At 71.9% G+C, this 17020-nt stretch carries 9 protein-coding genes; 1 reads left to right on the plus strand and 8 read right to left on the minus strand.

Translation table 11 applies throughout. The annotated features are described in order from the left end of the window. Positions 1-80: 80 nt before the first annotated feature. The 8 genes from QQM39_RS16545 to QQM39_RS16580 all read right to left on the minus strand — a co-directional run bounded on the left by QQM39_RS16545 (position 81) and on the right by QQM39_RS16580 (position 15704). The gene (locus QQM39_RS16545) at positions 81-1886 is read right to left on the minus strand and encodes a GMC oxidoreductase (RefSeq protein WP_301997575.1); all 1806 of its coding nucleotides are present in this window, start codon (positions 1884-1886) and stop codon (positions 81-83) included. A gap of 29 nt (positions 1887-1915) precedes the next feature. Continuing rightward, positions 1916-3529: a succinic semialdehyde dehydrogenase gene (locus tag QQM39_RS16550; RefSeq protein ID WP_301997576.1), complete on the minus strand. Its 1614-nt coding sequence runs from the start codon at positions 3527-3529 to the stop codon at positions 1916-1918. Between the two features lie 131 nt (positions 3530-3660). Then, complete coding sequence (locus QQM39_RS16555) at positions 3661-5424, minus strand: serine/threonine-protein kinase (protein WP_301997577.1); 1764 nt, start codon at positions 5422-5424, stop codon at positions 3661-3663. Between the two features lie 38 nt (positions 5425-5462). After that, positions 5463-7178, minus strand: coding sequence for a serine/threonine-protein kinase (locus tag QQM39_RS16560; protein WP_301997578.1), 1716 nt, complete (start codon positions 7176-7178; stop codon positions 5463-5465). A gap of 92 nt (positions 7179-7270) precedes the next feature. Beyond that, positions 7271-8464, minus strand: a complete 1194-nt coding sequence (locus QQM39_RS16565; RefSeq protein WP_301997579.1) for a serine/threonine-protein kinase — start codon at positions 8462-8464, stop codon at positions 7271-7273. A gap of 94 nt (positions 8465-8558) precedes the next feature. Next, a complete protein-coding gene (locus tag QQM39_RS16570) occupies positions 8559-10346 on the minus strand; it encodes a serine/threonine-protein kinase (RefSeq protein ID WP_301997580.1) in 1788 nt (595 codons plus the stop codon). Between the two features lie 193 nt (positions 10347-10539). Further along, a complete protein-coding gene (locus QQM39_RS16575) occupies positions 10540-13299 on the minus strand; it encodes a protein kinase (RefSeq protein WP_301997581.1) in 2760 nt (919 codons plus the stop codon). Positions 13300-13484: 185 nt separating this feature from the next. Then, positions 13485-15704, minus strand: coding sequence for a serine/threonine-protein kinase (locus QQM39_RS16580; RefSeq protein ID WP_301997583.1), 2220 nt, complete (start codon positions 15702-15704; stop codon positions 13485-13487). 209 nt (positions 15705-15913) lie between these two features. On the opposite strand from QQM39_RS16580, the gene QQM39_RS16585 reads away from it, so the two are divergent. Next, positions 15914-16981, plus strand: coding sequence for a serine hydrolase (locus tag QQM39_RS16585; RefSeq protein ID WP_302003609.1), 1068 nt, complete (start codon positions 15914-15916; stop codon positions 16979-16981). Positions 16982-17020: the final 39 nt, after the last annotated feature.

The following is a 17020-nucleotide window of genomic DNA, read 5'->3' on the forward strand; positions in this document are numbered from 1 at the left end:
ACAGCTCCACGCAAGACAGCGAAGGACCTGCGCTCGGAGGGGGGTGCAGGTCCTTCGCTGTTTCCGTCTGCCGCTGCCGGCTACTTCTTCGGCGGCACCGCCGGCATCCCCAGGAACGGCAACCGCAACGCCCCGAAGGCCTCCGCCGGGACCGCCGGTGACTGCGGCTCGACCGGCTTCAGGCGTTCGTACGCCGCCCCCTGTGCCGGGCGCGGGTCGGCCTCGCCCTTGTTCGGCCAGTACGACATCGCCCGCTCGGCCTGCGCGGTGATCGTCAGGGAGGGGTTCACGCCCAGGTTGGCCGAGACCGCCGCTCCGTCGACGACCGAGATGCCGGAGTGGCCGTACAGGCGGTGGTACGGGTCGATCACGCCGGTCTCGGGTGAGTCGCCGATCGGGCAGCCGCCGAGGAAGTGGGCGGTGAGGGGGGTGCCCATCAGCTCGCCGACGTTGGAGCCGGCGAAGCCGTTGATGTCGGCCGCGATCGCCGACGCGGCCTCCGAAGCCGCCCTGATCTGCTTGGGGTTGGGCGAGCCATGGCCCTGGCGGGCGGTCAGCAGGCCCTTGCCCACACCGTCCGGCTTCAGGTACGTCGTCAGCGAGTTGTCCAGCGACTGCATCACCAGGCCGATGATGGTCCGCTCCGACCAGCGGCGGTTGGAGAGGGAGCGCAGGACCAGGAGCGGGTGCCGGGCCGCGTTGCGGACCCAGGCGGCGACACGCGACGAGCCCTCCGCGTACGGCACCTGCAGGATCGACAGCCCGCCCATCGAGTTGGAGCCCTTGCCGTAGCGGACCGGCTCGATGTGGGTGCTCTCGTCCGGGTGGATGGACGACGTGATGGCGACTCCGCGGGTGAAGTCGACCCTCGGCTCGCCCGTCACCTTGCGATAGCGCCGGTTGTCGGTCTGCGCGCCGACGAGGGCCTCCGAGTTGGTGCGGGTCAGCTCCCCGAGCTTGGGCGAGAGGTACGGCAGTTGGCCGCCCGCCTTCATGCGGTGCAGGAGGGTCTGGGTGCCGTATGTCCCGGCCGCCAGCACCACCCGGCGGGCCTTGAACAGCCTGCCCTCGCCCTTCTTCCCGCGGTCGGTCGGCAGGGTCGCCACCGCGTAACCGCCCTGCGAGTCGTCCGTGACGGAGACGACCGTCGTCAGGGGGTGGACGACCGCGCCCGCCTTCTCGGCCAGGTAGAGGTAGTTCTCGTTCAGTGTGTTCTTCGCGCCGTGGCGGCAGCCGGTCATGCACTCGCCGCACTCCGTGCACGCCTTGCGCGCCGGGCCCGCCCCGCCGAAGTACGGGTCGGAGACCTCCTGGCCCGGCTTGGCCCGTGCCGCCCCCTCGGCGTCCTTGCCGTCCCCGAAGAAAACGCCGACCGGCGCCATGTGGAAGGTGTCGCCGACGCCCATCCGCTCGGCCGCCGCCTTCAGATGGACGTCGGAGGGGGTCATCGTCGGGTTGAGCCGTACGCCGAGCATGCGCTGCGCCTGGTCGTAGTACGGCTTCAGCTCCTCCTGCCAGTCGGTGATGTCACGCCACTGGGGGTCGTCGAAGAAGGCCTTCGGCGGTACATAGAGGGTGTTGGCGTAGTTGAGGGAGCCGCCGCCGACGCCCGCTCCCGCCAGCACCATGACGTTGCCCAGCAGGTGGATGCGCTGGATGCCGTACATGCCGAGCTTGGGGGCCCAGAGGTAGTCCTTCAGGTCCCAGGAGTTCTTGGGGAGGCTCTCGCGGGTCCAGCGGCGGCCGGCTTCCAGGACGCCGACGCGGTAGCCCTTCTCGGTCAGGCGGAGCGCGGTGACGGAGCCGCCGAACCCCGATCCGACGACGATGACGTCGTAGTCGTACCCGTCCTCGTCCCGGGTCTGGACAGACTTCTCCTGTGACACGTGCTCTCCTCGTTGAGAACGGGTGCTGTCTAGCGGAAGCGGAACGCCTTCATCAGCCGCAGGCTCCTGCTCATGAACTGTGCGTACTTCTCGTCGTCCATCCCCAGCGAGGGCGCCATCGGCAGCAGCCGCTGCTGGGCGACCGTCTGGGCCTCCGTGTACTTGAGGATGCCCTCGGAGCCGTGGCGGCGGCCGAGGCCGGAGTCCTTCATGCCGCCCATGGGCGACTGGACGCTGCCGTAGGCCGGGGCGTAGCCCTCGTTGACGTTGACCGTGCCGGTGCGCAGGCGGGCGGCGACCGCGCGGCCGCGGCTGCCGTCCTTCGTCCAGACGGAGGAGTTGAGGCCGTACGGCGTGGAGTTGGCGTGCTCGATCGCCTCGTCCTCGGTCTTGAAGCGGTAGATGGAGACGACCGGGCCGAAGGTCTCCTCGGTGCAGACGGTCATCTCCGGCTCGACGCCGTCGAGGATGGTCGGCTCGAAGAAGTACGGGCCGATGTCGGGGCGGGCGGTGCCGCCGGCGACGAGCTTCGCGCCCTTCGCGACCGCCTCCTCGACGTGCCGGGTGACCGTCTCCAGCTGGCGTTCGCCGACCAGGGAGCCCATGTCGGCGCCGTAGGCGAGGGACTTGCCCAGCCGCATCGCCTTGGTGCGAGCGGCGAAGCGCTCGACGAAGGTGTCGGCGATGGACTCGTGGACGTACAGCCGCTCGATGGAGATGCACAGCTGGCCGGCGGAGGAGAAGCAGGCGCGGACGGCGCCCGCGGCGGCCTTCTCCACGTCGGCGTCCTCCAGGACCAGCATGGCGTTCTTGCCGCCGAGTTCGAGGGAGACGCCGACCAGGCGGGCGGCGGCGCCCTGGGCGACCTGGCGGCCGGTGCGGGTGGAGCCGGTGAAGGAGACGTAGTCGGCGTGCTTGACGACCTCGGGGCCGACGACCGGGCCCTCGCCGAGGACGACCTGGAAGACATCGGCGGGCAGACCGGCCTCTATGAGCAGGTCACGGGCCCACAGGGCGGTGAGGCAGGTCTCGGTGTCCGGCTTCATGACGACCGCGTTGCCCGCGACGAACGCCGGGAGCGCGTCGCCGACGGACAGCTCCAGGGGGTAGTTCCAGGGGGCGATCTGGCCGACGACACCGCGCGGGTGGCGCAGTTCGGTGACGCGGGTGAGCGTGGGCATGGCGCCCGCGTGCCGCTTCGGCTTGAGGTAGGCCGGTGCCTTACGGCCGTAATGGCGGGCCGCGACGGCTACGGCCTGCACCTCCTCGTGGGCGTGCAGCCGGGCCTTGCCGGTCTCCAGCTGGATGAGGTCGAGGACCTCGGCCTGGCGTTCGAGCATCAGGTCGTGGAAGCGGAGCAGGACGGCGGCACGCTGCCGTACGGGGACCTGCGCCCAGACGGCCTGGGCCGCGCGGGCCGCCTCGAAGGCCTTCCGCACGTCCTCGGGCGTGGATTCGGGCAGGTCGGCCAGCTTCTCGCCGGTGAAGGGCGTGTGGTTGGCGGTACGACCGGAACCGGCCACGCCCTTGGTGAGCTGGGCGACCAACTCGGGGGTGACCACGTCGGCGGCGGTGCGGGCGCCCTCCGGGGCGGGGGCGAGGGGGTTGGTGCCGGTCTTGGCCGGGGCCTGCGCGTCCGTCATGAGCCGCAGGGTATGCCGGAGCGGAGGCTTTGTGTACCCGTCGGTAACGCGGATTCACCGAGTGCTCACACGACGCCAGTGTCCACTGGCAACAAACGCGCCGATCAGGGCGTTGCGGAGTCAGTGCCGAGTCACTCGATCTCGAGTCGGTCACGGGCGCCCTTGAAGACCGCGGTGCCCTTCTTCTCGGTGGGCGTGCCCTTGGGCATGTCGACGCGCAACTCGTACATGCGGTCGTCACCGGTGACCACGAACAGCTGCATCACGCGGCTCGGCGACTCCTCCATGTCGTAGGTGGTGTCGGAGAGGACGGCGTCGTAACCCTTGAAGGTGGTGCGCGTGGACTGGGTGCTCGCGTCGTGGTTGTAGCTGTCCCAGGTGTCGTGCGCGTACTGCGCCTGGTCCAGCAACGGTCGGGGCGCCTTGTCCCACTGGGTGAGGCGGACCTGGACGAGCCCGACGTCGTAGACGACGAGCCGGGGCTGGTCGGTGGCGCTGCCCTCCCGCGCGGCCTCCTTGTACTCGGCGGGGAGAGAGAGGACGGCGTCCATGTCCTTCTCCCGGTGCGCGGTCCAGGTGTCGGCGGTGGGGCTGGGGGTGGTGGTGCTCGGGGCCAGGGGAGCCGAGGTGTAGACGGGGTTCATCTCCTTGAGGTCGTCGCCCTTGTCGACGAGGAAGGAGGACGTGGCGAACCAGGTGCCGCCGACGAGGAGGACACCCAGTGCCGCGACGGGAATCGGGCGGAGGAGGAAGCGGCCCTTGCCGTTCGGGATCGGGGACGTGGGGTCGGATGTCGACCCGGAAGTCGGCTCGGAAGGCGATTCGGACGCCGACCCGGAAGTCGGCTCGGAAGGCGATTCGGACGCCGGCCCGGAAGTCGGCTCGGCTATCGGCTCCGGCGTCGCCTTGGCCGCCGGCTCGGGCTCCGGCTCACCCGCCGGCTCGGAGCCCGCCGCGCCTCCCAGCCGTACCGTCCCCGAATCCTCCGCGAACTCCCGCAGCCCCGAGGCATCCTGTGACCCCACCGCTGCCGAGCCCCCGGAGGGATCCGGCACCGGCCACCCCTCCGCCACCGCCTCCAGCACCGCCCCGGTCTCCTCCGCCCCGGGCCGCACCTCGGGATCCTTCGCCAGCAGCCCTACGATCAGCGGCCCCAGCGGCCCCGCCTGCTTCGGCTCGGGCGGATCGACGGCGAGGATCGCGGCGAGCGTGGACTCCGGTGCCGTACGGCGAAACGGCGACCGGCCCTCCACGGCGGCGTACAGGAGCACGCCCAGCGACCACAGGTCGGAGGCGGGGCCGGCGCCGCGGCCGGACATCCGCTCGGGGGCGATGAACTCCAGGGACCCGATGAACTCACCGCTGACGGTGAGGGATTCCTCGCCCTGGATGTGGGCGATGCCGAAGTCGGTGAGGACGACGCGGCGATGCGGGCCGAGCAGGACGTTGGCGGGCTTGACGTCCCGGTGGACGATGCCGACGGCGTGCGCGGCGCGCAGGGCGCCGAGTACGGCGACGCCGATACGGGCGGCCTCGGCCGCCTCGACCGGGCCGCGCTGGAGGGCCTCGTGCAGGGACTCGCCGCGGATCAACTCCATGACGATCCAGGGCAGTCCGTCCTCGACGACGACGTCGTGGATGGCGACGGCGGCCGGGTGGTCGACGCGTGCGGCGGCGCGGGCCTCACGGTAGAGCCGGTGGGCGGCGCGCTGATGGGCCGCGTCCTCGGGGTCGCCGGGCAACCTCGGCTGCTTGACGGCGACTTCCCGCTCCACCAGTTCGTCGAGCGCCCGCCAGACGGTGCCCATCCCGCCGGAGCCGATGCGCTCGACCAGCCGGTAACGCCCGCCGATCACACGCTTTTTGTGGCCGGTGCCGCCCCCGTCGTTGGTCATGTTCCATGCCTACCTTGCGGGGCAGGCCGTTGGCCAGTTCAGAGCTTGTCGACGTCCAGGTTCGCGATCGCCGTCCGCGCCACCTCGCGTCCACGGTCCGTGAAGTCGCCCTTGCCGGGGTAGCTGACGGTGAGCTTGTACATGTCCCCGGCCGAGGTCTTGTAGTAGAAGATCCGCATCTCGCGCGGGCGCGGGTTCTGGGTGTCGGTGGTGGTGTAGACGATCGTGTTCTCGGCGGACTTGTGGCCCTGGTACGTGGTCTGCTTGGGGTCCGTCCTCGGATTCGCCGGCATGCTCGCCTCGTAGGCGCCGTTCTCCTTGTAGTCGCCGTCGTCCTCGTACATCTCGGCGGCCGCGGACCCGGCGATGGAGTTGTTGGCGTCCTCGGCCTTCTTGTCGAGCCTCAGGCCGATCCAGATCGCACCGCTCTCGTCGGTGTACGTCACCCAGTGGCCGTCGTCCGTGTCCTCGGGCACGCCCCGCTTGTAGCCTTCGGGCACCGCCAGCGAGGCGGCGAGTGCTGTCTCCTCGCGGATCTTCCAGTGGTCCGGCAACGGCCCCGCGAACGGGTCGGCGATCACCAGATACGCCGCCACCGCGGCCGCGACGACGGCCGCGCCGAGCCCGAGCAGCGCCTTGCGCCCCAGCCGGACGCCGCCCTTGACGCCGTTGACGTCCCCGGGGATCCGCACGACCTGCGTGGCGGCGACCGGTGCCGGCGGGTTGGCCACCTGTTCCAGCAGCGCCCGCGTCTGCGCGGCGTTCGGGCGGCGCGCCGGGTCCTTCTGGAGCAGGCCGTTGATGGCCTCGGCGAGTGGGCCCTGGGCCGAAGCGGGCGGCGCGGGCGTGGCATTGAGGACCGATTGGAGGGTGGCCGGGGTGTTGCTGCGGCGGAACGGCGAGACGCCCTCCGACGCCGCGTACAGGACGACACCCAGGGACCACAGGTCGCTCGCCGGGCCCGGCCGCTGGCCCAGCACCCGCTCCGGGGCGATGTACTCGGGCGAGCCGACGAAGCCCCCGGTGTCGGTCAGATTGGTCTCGCCCTCGATCTGGGCGATGCCGAAGTCGGTGAGGACGACGCGGTCATGGCGGCCGAGGAGGACGTTGTCCGGCTTGACGTCGCGGTGCAGTATGCCCGCCGCGTGCGCGGCCTCCAGCGCGCCGAGCACTTCGAGGCCGATTCTCGCCGTATCCCGGGCCCCGAGCGTGCCCTCCTGCAACGCGGCGCCCAGCGAACGGCCCTGCACCAACTCCATCACGATCCAGGGCCGGCCGTCCACGACGGCGACATCGTGCACGTTCACGACCGCCGGATGATCGAGCCGGGCCGCGGCGCGTGCCTCGCGGCGCATCCGCTCGAAGACGTTCGTACGTTCGCGCTCGGGAAGATGATCCGGTGCGCGGGGCTCCTTCACGGCGACCTCGCGGTCCACCGTCTCGTCCTTGGCCCGCCAGACCGTGCCCATACCGCCGTGCCCGAGCTTGGCGAGCAGCCGGTATCGGCCCGCGATCAGCCTGCCGGTGCCGGGGTCCGGGGTGGTGGGCTGAGCGGGCTGGGCGGGGGCGGGGGCGGGCTGTACAGGAGCCGCGGGCTGCGGTTCGGGAGCGCCCGGCTGCGATACGGCCCGAGTGGGTGCCGCGTATGGATTGTCCGGGTGCGGCACGGGCGGGGGCGGGTTCGTCTGCGGTGGTTGCAGTTCGAAACTCGTCGGCTCGTCGGACCGGTAAGGGACTCCCCCGTTGCTGCTCATGGCTCCATCAATATCGCGGCAAGCGCTTCGGCATCCAGCGGGAATGCTTTCCGGTCACAGAGCCGTGACTCAGGTCGCCACTTATCTCCCCTTTATTCGGGGTTGGTGGGTGAAGGAGTCGGGGTGCTCGGTGAGGGAGACGTACTCGGCGCGGGAGACGTACTCGGTGCGGGAGACGTACTCGGTGAGGCAGACGCACTGCGCGAGGCAGACGCACTGCGCGAGGGAGTCAGACTGGTTCCACTGGACGAACCTGCCGCACTGGACGGCGTCACCGAGGCGTCGGGCGCCGAACTGCTCGGCACGACACCCCCGTCCCCGCCCCCGTTCGCCAGCAGCGCCGCCGCCGACACCCCCGCCACCGCCATCGCGGCGACCAGCATCGCGGCGGCCAGCACACTGCGCGGGGAGTACCGGCGCTCCGCACTGCCGAACCGTTTCGGCACAGGCGCGAGCCCCGTCTCCAGAAACTCCCGCAGCATCCGCTCCGCCCCCGCCGCGTCCAGCCGCAGCCCCGGATCCCGCTCCAGCAGCCCCTGGACGACGGGCAGGATCGGCCCCGCCTGCGCGGGCGGACGTATCTCGTCGGACACCACGGCGAGCACGATGCCGCTCAACGAGTCGCGCCGGAACGGTGATTCGCCGCTCAGGGCCGCGCACAGCAGCGCACCCACCGACCACAGGTCGGCGGCGGGACCGGTCCTGGCCCCGGACATTCGCTCGGGCGCGGTGTACTCCGGCGAGCCGACGAAGGACCCGGACTCGGTGAGCGTGGACGTGCCCGCCACCTGGGCGATGCCGAAGTCGGTGAGGACGACGCGGTCGGTGCCGTTCTCGATGAGCACGTTGGCCGGCGTGATGTCGCGGTGCAGAACCCCGGCCGCGTGCGCCGTGCGCAGCGCGCTCAGCAGGTCGACGCCGATCCGGGCGGCCTCGTACGCGTCGACGGGCCCGTGCGCCGCGATACGGTCGGCGAGGGAGTCGCCGTCGATCAACTCCATGACGATGTACGGGCGTTCGTCGTCCTTCAGGATGTCGTAGACGACGATGACGTTCGGGTGGCTCAACTGCGCCACCGCCTGGGCCTCGCGCAGCGTGCGCTCGCGCTGCCGCCTGACCTCGGCCGCGGAGAGCGTCTCGTCGAGGGGGAGCTCCTTGACGGCCACCTGCCGTCCGAGGAGTTGGTCGGTCGCCCGCCATACGACGCCCATGCCGCCGCGACCGAGCTTCGCGTCGATGCGGTAACGCCCCGCGATCACACGGAAGTTGGCGCTCTCGGTCCCCATGCGCCCCATCATGCCGCACCGGACGGATCGACTCCGGGGCGCCGATCGGCCAACTATGCAAAGCCGCAAAGCCTCCGCAACGCGGCAAAGAGCCTCAGGAGCCGCCCGGCCGCCAGCCCTTCAGCACCGCGGTGAACTGGGTGCGTGTGGCCGCCCAGTCCGTCTGCGGCGAGGACATGTAGATCGCGTACTCCGTGCCGTCCCGGTCGATGTACGCCTGGTCGATGGCGCGGCGCGGCCCGGGGAAGGCCGTGTCCTCGGCCCGCGCGGTCCACGTGTACTCCCACAGGGAGCCCTCGCGGTCACGGTAGAGGTTCTTCTTCAGGGACACCGTCTCGTACGCGACCAGCCGCCGCCCCACCTGCTCCTCCAGGTCGCGCTGGTGGTCGTAGGCATTCGCGAAGTCCGGCGAGGTGTCGACGGCGATACGGACGAAGTGCTCGCCGCCGTCGGGCGTGTAGTCGACCTGCTGGAGGCCGTCGACCTCCTTGCCGACCTCCTCCCGCTTCCAGCCCTTGGGCAGGTACAGGCTGAACCCGAGGGGGTCGTCGACCTGCTCCCACGATGCGGGCACACCGCCCTCCGGGCCCTGGTCCTCGGTCGCCGAGGCGCTCGGCGAGGTCGAAGTCGAAGTCGAGGTCGAGGCGGACGTGCCGTCAACGCTCTGCGGCCACCATTGCCGCAGCACCACCGCGGTGCCCCCGCCGACGATCGCGGCGAACGCGACAAGGAGGGCGAGCGTGCGCAGCCGACGGCGCAGCCGGGGCGGCCCGGCGGGCACGGCTCCGGTGCCCGAGATGTCGTACGGCGTGCCGCCCGTCGTCTGGCCGGTCATCGGGGGGTATGGCGTGCCGGTCGGGGTCCGGCCGTTCATCGGCGGATACGGCGTACCCGTCGGCGTCCGGCCGTTCATCGGGGGATACGGCGTACCGGTCGCCGCCTCCGCCCCGGTGCCCGCAGCTGCCCCGGCGCCCGCCGCCGTCCCGCTGTGCGCGCCCCCCGCGCGTGCCTCCGGCTCGTACCGGGTGTGCTGCGTCGGCACGTACGCCTGCGCCGTGCTCGGCCGCCGCCCCTCCGCCGCCTCGGCCAGCATCTGCTCGGCCTCGGCCGCGTCGGGCCGGGTGGCCGGATCCTTGCGCAGCAGGGCGGTGATCACGGGCCCGAGCGGGCCGGCGTGCTGCGGCTCGGCGGGCTCCTCGTCGACGACCGCCTGCATGGTGCTCAGCGGCGAGGTGCGGCGGAACGGCGAACGCCCCTCCACCGCCGTGTACAGCGTCGCGCCGAGCGCCCACAAGTCGGAGGAGGCGCCCGGGTCGTGGCCGCGGATGCGCTCGGGGGCGAGGTAGTCGACCGAGCCGACGACCTCTCCGGTGCGGGTGATGGTGGTGTCGCCCTCGATCTGGGCGATGCCGAAGTCGGTCAGCAGGACGCGGCCGTCGTCCTCGGAGATCAGGACGTTGCCGGGCTTGACGTCGCGGTGCAGGACTCCGGCGGTGTGCGCGGCGCGCAACGCCCGCAGCACCCACAGGCCGATACGGGCGGCCTCGGTCGGCTCGACGCGTCCGCTCTCCTTGACCGCGTCGGCCAGCGAGTACCCCTCGACCAGCTCCATCACGATCCACGGCCGGCCGTCGTGCTCCAGGACATCGTGCACGGTGACGACGGCGGAGTGGTTGATGCGCGCGGCGGCCCGTGCCTCGGCGCGCGTGCGCACGAGCAGCCGCTCCAGGTCGCTCTCGGAGACGTAGAGCGCTGCGGTCAGCTCCTTGATCGCGACGGCCCGGTGCAGCACCTCGTCATGCGCACGCCAGACACGGCCCATACCGCCGCTGCCGATCGCGTCGGCGAGCCGGTAGCGCCCCGAAACGAGCTGGCCCTGCATCTGATTCACGTTGCCCCGCAATGCTCTTGACAGGGTCAGATTAGGGACCGGCGGAGGGGACGGGAACCGCGGGGGTGCCAAGGAGACCGCACTGTGATGGTTGTCGCTTTCGGGAGCGGGACTCAACCATCACGCATCACGCAGGGTCGACAGGCGGGTTCACCTGGTGACCCGGTTCAGCCGGTGACCTGGTTCAGCCGGTGACCTGGTACGTCGCCGACGCCTGCTCGAACAGCCGCGTCACCTCGTCCCGCTCGGCGTCCGGCCCGCGCACCTGCACCACGTGGTACCGCCCGCCGATCAGGATCGCGACGTTCCGCACGAACAGCTCGCGCCCCTGGTCGTCGGTCCAGGTGAACTGCCCCTCGGCCATGGTCCGCTCGCCGACCCGGATGGTCTTCAGCCCGCCGGACGAGGCCCAGCTGGAGTCCCGGTACGGCTGCAACTCACGCTCGTGCTCCCGCTGGTAGACCATCGGATCGCTGCCGTACTCGTCCGCGGTGTCCCGGCCGGGTACGACGATGAGGTCGAAGTCGCCGTGCGAGTACACGATCTGCCCGCGCCCGTTCTCCGGGGTGCGGTTCCATCCGTTGGCCACCGCGATCTGGAAGCCGGCCGCGTCCTCGCGCAGGGTGAAACCGTCGGGGACCTCGGGGCCAGTGGTCGGCGTCTCGTCGGAACCAGCCGACTTCGAGGGGCTGTTGCCGGACCCCGGGGTGGTCTGGTCGGGCCTCGGCTCACTGCTCGCCTCTGCGGACTGTTCGGGCGCCGCCTGAGTGGCCCCGGCGGCTCCGGTGCGATCGGCGTCCGCGGTACCGCCGTTGCCGCTGTCGGCCTTCGGCATGAACATCACGGCGTACGCGATCGCCGCGGCCATACCGAGCAGGACGAGCAACAGCAACGTACGCCCCAGCCTGCGTGGCGAAGCGCTCTCCTGCTTGGCCCGCTTGTGCCGCCCGTGATGCGCGGGCAGCCCGGCCCGCCGCCGGCGCACCAGCTCGCCCCGGCGCCGTACGATCGGCAGCCGGTTCGAGTCGGCCGGCGGAGCGGCGACGACATGCGCGCCGGCCTCCGGCTCGGGAGCGGACCGCACCAGCGAGCGCAGCCAGCCCCGCAGCTCCTCGAAGTCCAGGCGCTCGGTGGGGTCCTGACGCAGCAGCGACTCCACGACCGGCCTGAGCGGCCCGCACTCCTCGGCGTAGGCGGGCGGCTCGGCGCACACCAACTGCACCAGATCGGCCGTCGACTCCTCCGGATACGGCGCATGCCCCTGCACGGCCCGGAAGAGCAGCGCCCCCAGCGCCCACAGATCGGTCGCGGGCCCGATCGGCGCGGCGAGCTGCCAGTTCTCGTGCACGGGCCCGGCCTGCTCCGGCGCCCACCGCTCGGTCACGGGCCCGACCACGGCCATCCGCGCCTGCCGGGCTCGCTCCGCGGCGAGCGCGCTGGTGGGGCCTCGGGTGGGGCCCCGGTGGCCGGGGGCGTCTGCTACGAGGTCGTTCCAGCGGGCGGGGGCGGAGACGGCCGGGGGTGGGGCAGGGGTGCCTGTGGTGGAGGTGGTGCCGGGCGCGGGGTGGCCCTGGGTGGGGAGGCCTTGGGTGGGGATGCCCTGGGTGGGCAGGCCCTGGGTGGGGAGGAAACCGTCGGCGCCGGGAGCGGGCACGCCCGTGTCAGGAGGTGCGCCGAGGCCGGGGCCGGGCCGGTCGCCCTGGCCCGCCGGAGGCAGTGCCGTGCGCTCGGGGCCTTCTTCCGTCGGTGCGCCGCCGACCCCGATGCGCGGCGTGGCGCCGTGCCAGGGTGTGGCCTGCGCGCCGTACGGGTCGGCGATCTGGCCCGAGGGCATGGTGATGCCGTTGCCGGAGGGGTACGGCTGCTGCGTCGCGCCGTTCGTCCGGGACGCGGGGTCGCCTTCGGGCGCCGAGCGGGCGCCGGGCAACGCGACGCGTCCGTTCTGCTGGCCCTCCTGCACCCGGGCCGCGGCACGGGCACCCGCCCGATACGCGGCGATCGCCCCGGCCCGCGCGGCCCTGACGTCACCGCCGGTCTCCACGGCACCGCTCGGCGCCGTCGAGTGCCCTGCCCCGTGCCCGGCGTCGGCCCCGGGCACCGGCAGGCCCCCGGCCGCACGCGCTTCGATGGCGGCACGCCGAGCGGCCTCGGGATCCGTACCACCGACGCCGGACCCGTCGACCCCGGTCGCCCCCGCGGGCTGACGGGGCGGCCCGACACCACCCGCGCCACCGAAGCCGCCACCCGAGGCCTGTCCGCCACCGGGACTCGGCCCGCCACCGAACGTCGCGACCCCGCCGCCCCCGTCACCGTCCTCGACCGGCACTGGGTCATACCCGCACAGCGCCTCCTCCGCGGCGCCGACGGCGAGCCCCGTCAGCATCACCCGTCCGTCGTCGCAGACGAGCACCGTACGGGCGGTGATGTTCCGGTGGACCCAGCCATGCGCGTGCAGCACCCGCAATGCCATGAGGACGTCGGAGGCGACCTCGGCCGCCCGATACGGTGTCAGAGGCTGCTCGGCGAGCAACGCGGCCAGCGGACGCGCGGCCACGAACTCACTCACTATCCACAGCGAACCGCCCTCGGCGAACACGTCGAAGACCTGGTCCAGCCGCGGATGGTCGGGGATCCGCGCCGCGGCCTGCGCCGCCTCGACCGCCCTCCGTACGGCGGGATCACTGGGCCGACGCGTACTCGACCGCGCCGAGGGCCGTCGCCCCGTCCCCCACTCCCGCGCGTCCCGGGCGGTGAACCCGTCGGGCAGTCCCTCCGCGTCGAGCACCTCCGCCTCGACGACCTCCGGCAACGGCACCTGCCGGACGAGGACTTCCTGCCCGCTGTAGGTGTCGAAGGCCCGGGACTCGGTGAGTTCGTACTCGTCGGAGGGCGGCAGCGGCAGGCGGTAGCGGTCGGCGAGTACCCGACCCGCGTAGTCGTCCACGTTGCCTCCCCCGGCCGCCCTGCTGGTCAATTCCGCTCGCGTTGCGTCCCGTTCCGGACGCGCGACTGGATGCGTACGGTCCGCAGGCATTCACGATACGTGCCGTAGGCAACCCGCAAAGAGGGGTTGCCGTATCTCACCGTTGGACCCTGTCCGTCGCGGCCCCGAACCAAGAGCCGTTCACTTCACGACTTCGGCTTGAACGTGTCCGTCAACGTCCGCCATGTGTCCTTGCGCAGCTCGCTGCCCCAATTGCTGGCTTTCCCCGTGTACATCAGCGCATATCCGAGATCGTCGTTCACAACGAACCCACGGTCGATCGTCCGGTACTTGGTACCGCCCTCGGTATAGGTGAACTCCCAGTCGGCCGTCTTCCAGCTGCGGTAGTCCACCGCCTCTATCCGGATCCTCTTGTACTGGGAGCGCGTCATGTACTGCTCCTGGTTCTTCCAGTCCGTCACCGGGTCACCCTTCGGTGAGGACGTCCAGGCGACGAGCAGCTTCTGCCCGTCGGGCCCGGTGAACCGGTCCCCCGCCGACCCCGTTGACTGGAACTTCCACCCCTTGGGCAGCCCGATCGAGTACCCCTGGCTCCCGTTGTGCGTCGACGCGGCCCCGCTGTCGCTCCCGGATCCCGCCTCGGCACCGCTCCCGCCGGTCGCGCTCACCCCGGCACTCGGCGTGCTCCCGGTCTCCTTGCCGGATCCCGACCCCGCACCGGTATCCGCGGACGCGGTCGCCTCACCGTCCGTGTGAGCGCCGCCGTTCTCGTCCTCCTTGGTGTCGGCACTCGCGCCCGCGCTGGCCGAAGCCTTGGGCTTGCCACCACTCGCGGACGCCTTCGACCCGTCGCCGTCCCCGTCGAGCACGAAGGCCAGCACCACTCCGATCACGGCCAGCACCACGACCACCGCGATGATCACCAGCGTCCGCTTCGGCACCACATCGGTCAGCGGCGCCCGCGGCACGGGCCGCGGCGGCAGATCCGGCGGCGGCACCACGGGCCACCCCGAACTCCGGGCGCCACTCTGCCCGTTCGCCGCCCGAGCATCCCGCTCTCCGGCACCGGAACCGACCTTGCCACCGACCCCGGCACCGGCCCCGGCGCTGCTGCCGGCCCCGGCAACGGAACCGGCACCCACTCCATCCTTGGCACCGGAAGTCCGGCCCGAATCCCCCGCCGTCGCAGGCGCCGTCGCCGACGCCCCGGCCCCGCCCACTCCCGTGGACGAACCGCCGGCCGCTCCACCGCCGGACCCCGAGGCAGCCGTCTCGCTCCCGGACTTGGTACGAGCCGCGGCCGCCGCCCCTGCCGCCCCAGCACTCACCGCGGCCTTCCGCACGGAACGCAGCGCCCCGCGCAACCGCTCCCCGGCCTCCTCGGCCCGCTTGCCCCCGGACCCGGAACCAGCACCGGAACCAGACCCGGACCCGGACCCCGCGCCCGAACGGCCCTTGTCCGCAGGCGCATCCGGCTGCGGCGGCAACGGCACGACCCGCGTCGCGTCCAGCGCCGGCTCCGGCTCGTCCTTGGGCTCGGGCGCGTGAATGACGGCGTTGAGCATCGCCCGCGCACCGGCGTCGTCGAGCCGCTTGGCGGGGTCCTTGGTGAGCAGGCCGTAGATGACGTCCTTCAGCGGTCCCGCGTTCTTCGGCTCCTCCAACGGCTCGGTCATCACCGCCGTGAGAGTGGCGATCGCGGAGCCCTTGTCGTACGGCGGCACGCCCTCGACCGACGCGTACAACAGTCCGCCCAGCGACCACAGGTCGGCCGCCGGGCCCGGCTTGTGGCCGCGGGCCCGTTCCGGGGAGATGTAGGAGGGCGCGCCGACGAGCATGCCGGTTGAGGTGATGGACGGGTCGCCCTCGACCTGGGCGATACCGAAGTCGGTGAGCACGACCCGGTCGCTGTCGGACTCGAGCAGGACGTTCGACGGCTTCACATCGCGGTGCAGGATGCCCTCGCGGTGCGCGGACCGCAGCACGTCGAGGATCGCCAGGCCGACCTCGGCCGCACGCTTCGGCTCGAGCAGGCCGTCCTCGCGGATGACCTCGGCGAGCGACTTGCCCTCGACGAGCTCCATCACGATCCACGGCCGGTCGTCCTCTTCGACCACGTCGAACACCGTCACCGCGCTGTTGTTGCGGATCCGCGCGATCGCCTTGGCCTCACGCAACGTGCGCGTGATCAGCCGCCGCTTCTCCTCCTCGTCGATGTTCGACGGGAACCGCAACTCCTTGACGGCGACCGTCCGCCCCAGGGTCTCGTCCTCGGCACGCCACACCGTGCCCATACCGCCGCGGCCGAGCACATCGCCCAGCCGGTACCGCCCCGCCAGGAGACGCTCGCGGTTGTCCTGACGAGTGTCCTGACGAGATGTCCCCGCCCGCTCCGCCTCCGACATGCGTCCCCTCATACAACCCGCCCTGACAGAGGCTCCATTGTCTCTCACCCGACAAGTGCCCAACGCCCAGGGTGCCCGTCGCACCACCACGCCGTCGCAGGGCCCGAACCTCTCGGCCACGATGCACCCGAGCCCAGCTGAATCGAACGTTCCGCCGCCCGGCATGATGAGCCGCGCCAAGGAAAGGAACCCGCATGGCGCGACCGACGATGCCGCCGTTTCGGACGCTACTGGGCATTCCTGTGTCCCTGTCCCTCCTCGGGCTGGTGTCCGTGGCGCTCCTCGGTCTGGCCCCCATCGCCTCCTCGGCGCCCCCGGTGTGGGCGACGGGCGCTCTCCTTCCGCTGCTCGTCACCAAGGGCAAGGCCCCCGCCGCGGCCCTGCTGGCCCGCGAGGAGGCCGGCACCCGCTACGCCCAGACCGGCCAGGGCATCGCCCCCACCGACCACTTCCGGGCCGGCAGCGTCACAAAGTCCTTCCTCGCGACGGTCGTCCTTCAGCTGGCCGCCGAACGACGGCTGTCCCTCGCCGACACGGTGGAGCAGCATCTGCCCGGCCTGGTACGCGGGTCGGGCAACGACGGGCGCGCGCTGACCCTTCGTTCCCTGCTGACCCACACCAGCGGTCTGCACGACTTCACCGCCGAGACCGGGGGCACCGTCCCCGTCACGCCGCTTCAGGCCGTACGCATCGCACTCACCCACCCCCCTGCCGATCGAGGCAGCTTCTCCTACTCGAACACCAACTACGTCCTGCTCGGCCTGGTCATCAAGCAGGTCACCGGCCGCTCCTACGCCGCCGAGGCCGAGCGCCGCATCATCGCTCCGCTGGGGCTGACCGGCACCTCCTTTCCTGGATCCCGCACCTCTCTTCCCTGGCCGCACGGCCGTGCCTACGCCGCCGACGGGACCGACGTCACCGAACTCGACCCGCGGGTGGCCGGCGCCGCGGGCGAGCTGGTGACGACACTCGCCGATCTCGATCGCTTCTACGCCGCACTGCTCGGCGGCCGGCTGCTGCCCCCGCACTGGCTGCGCGAGATGCTCGACACCCGTGCCGCGCATGGCTCGTACGGCATGGGGCTCTTTCCCATGAAACTGCCGTGCGGCACCGTCGTATGGGGGCACAACGGGCGCATCTCCGGCAGCTACGTGCGCTCCGCGGCCACCGTCGGCGGTCGTCGTGTCCTCACAGTCCGGGTGAACACGACGGCGATCGCAGATCCCGGTCTCGAACCCCGGCTGCTCGCCGCCGAGTTCTGCCCTCGCACCTTGTAGAACGGCCGGGGTTCGAGCAGAGATCCCAGCTTCAGCCAC

This window comes from Streptomyces sp. DT2A-34 (assembly GCF_030499515.1).
Classification (GTDB): Bacteria; Actinomycetota; Actinomycetes; order Streptomycetales; family Streptomycetaceae; genus Streptomyces.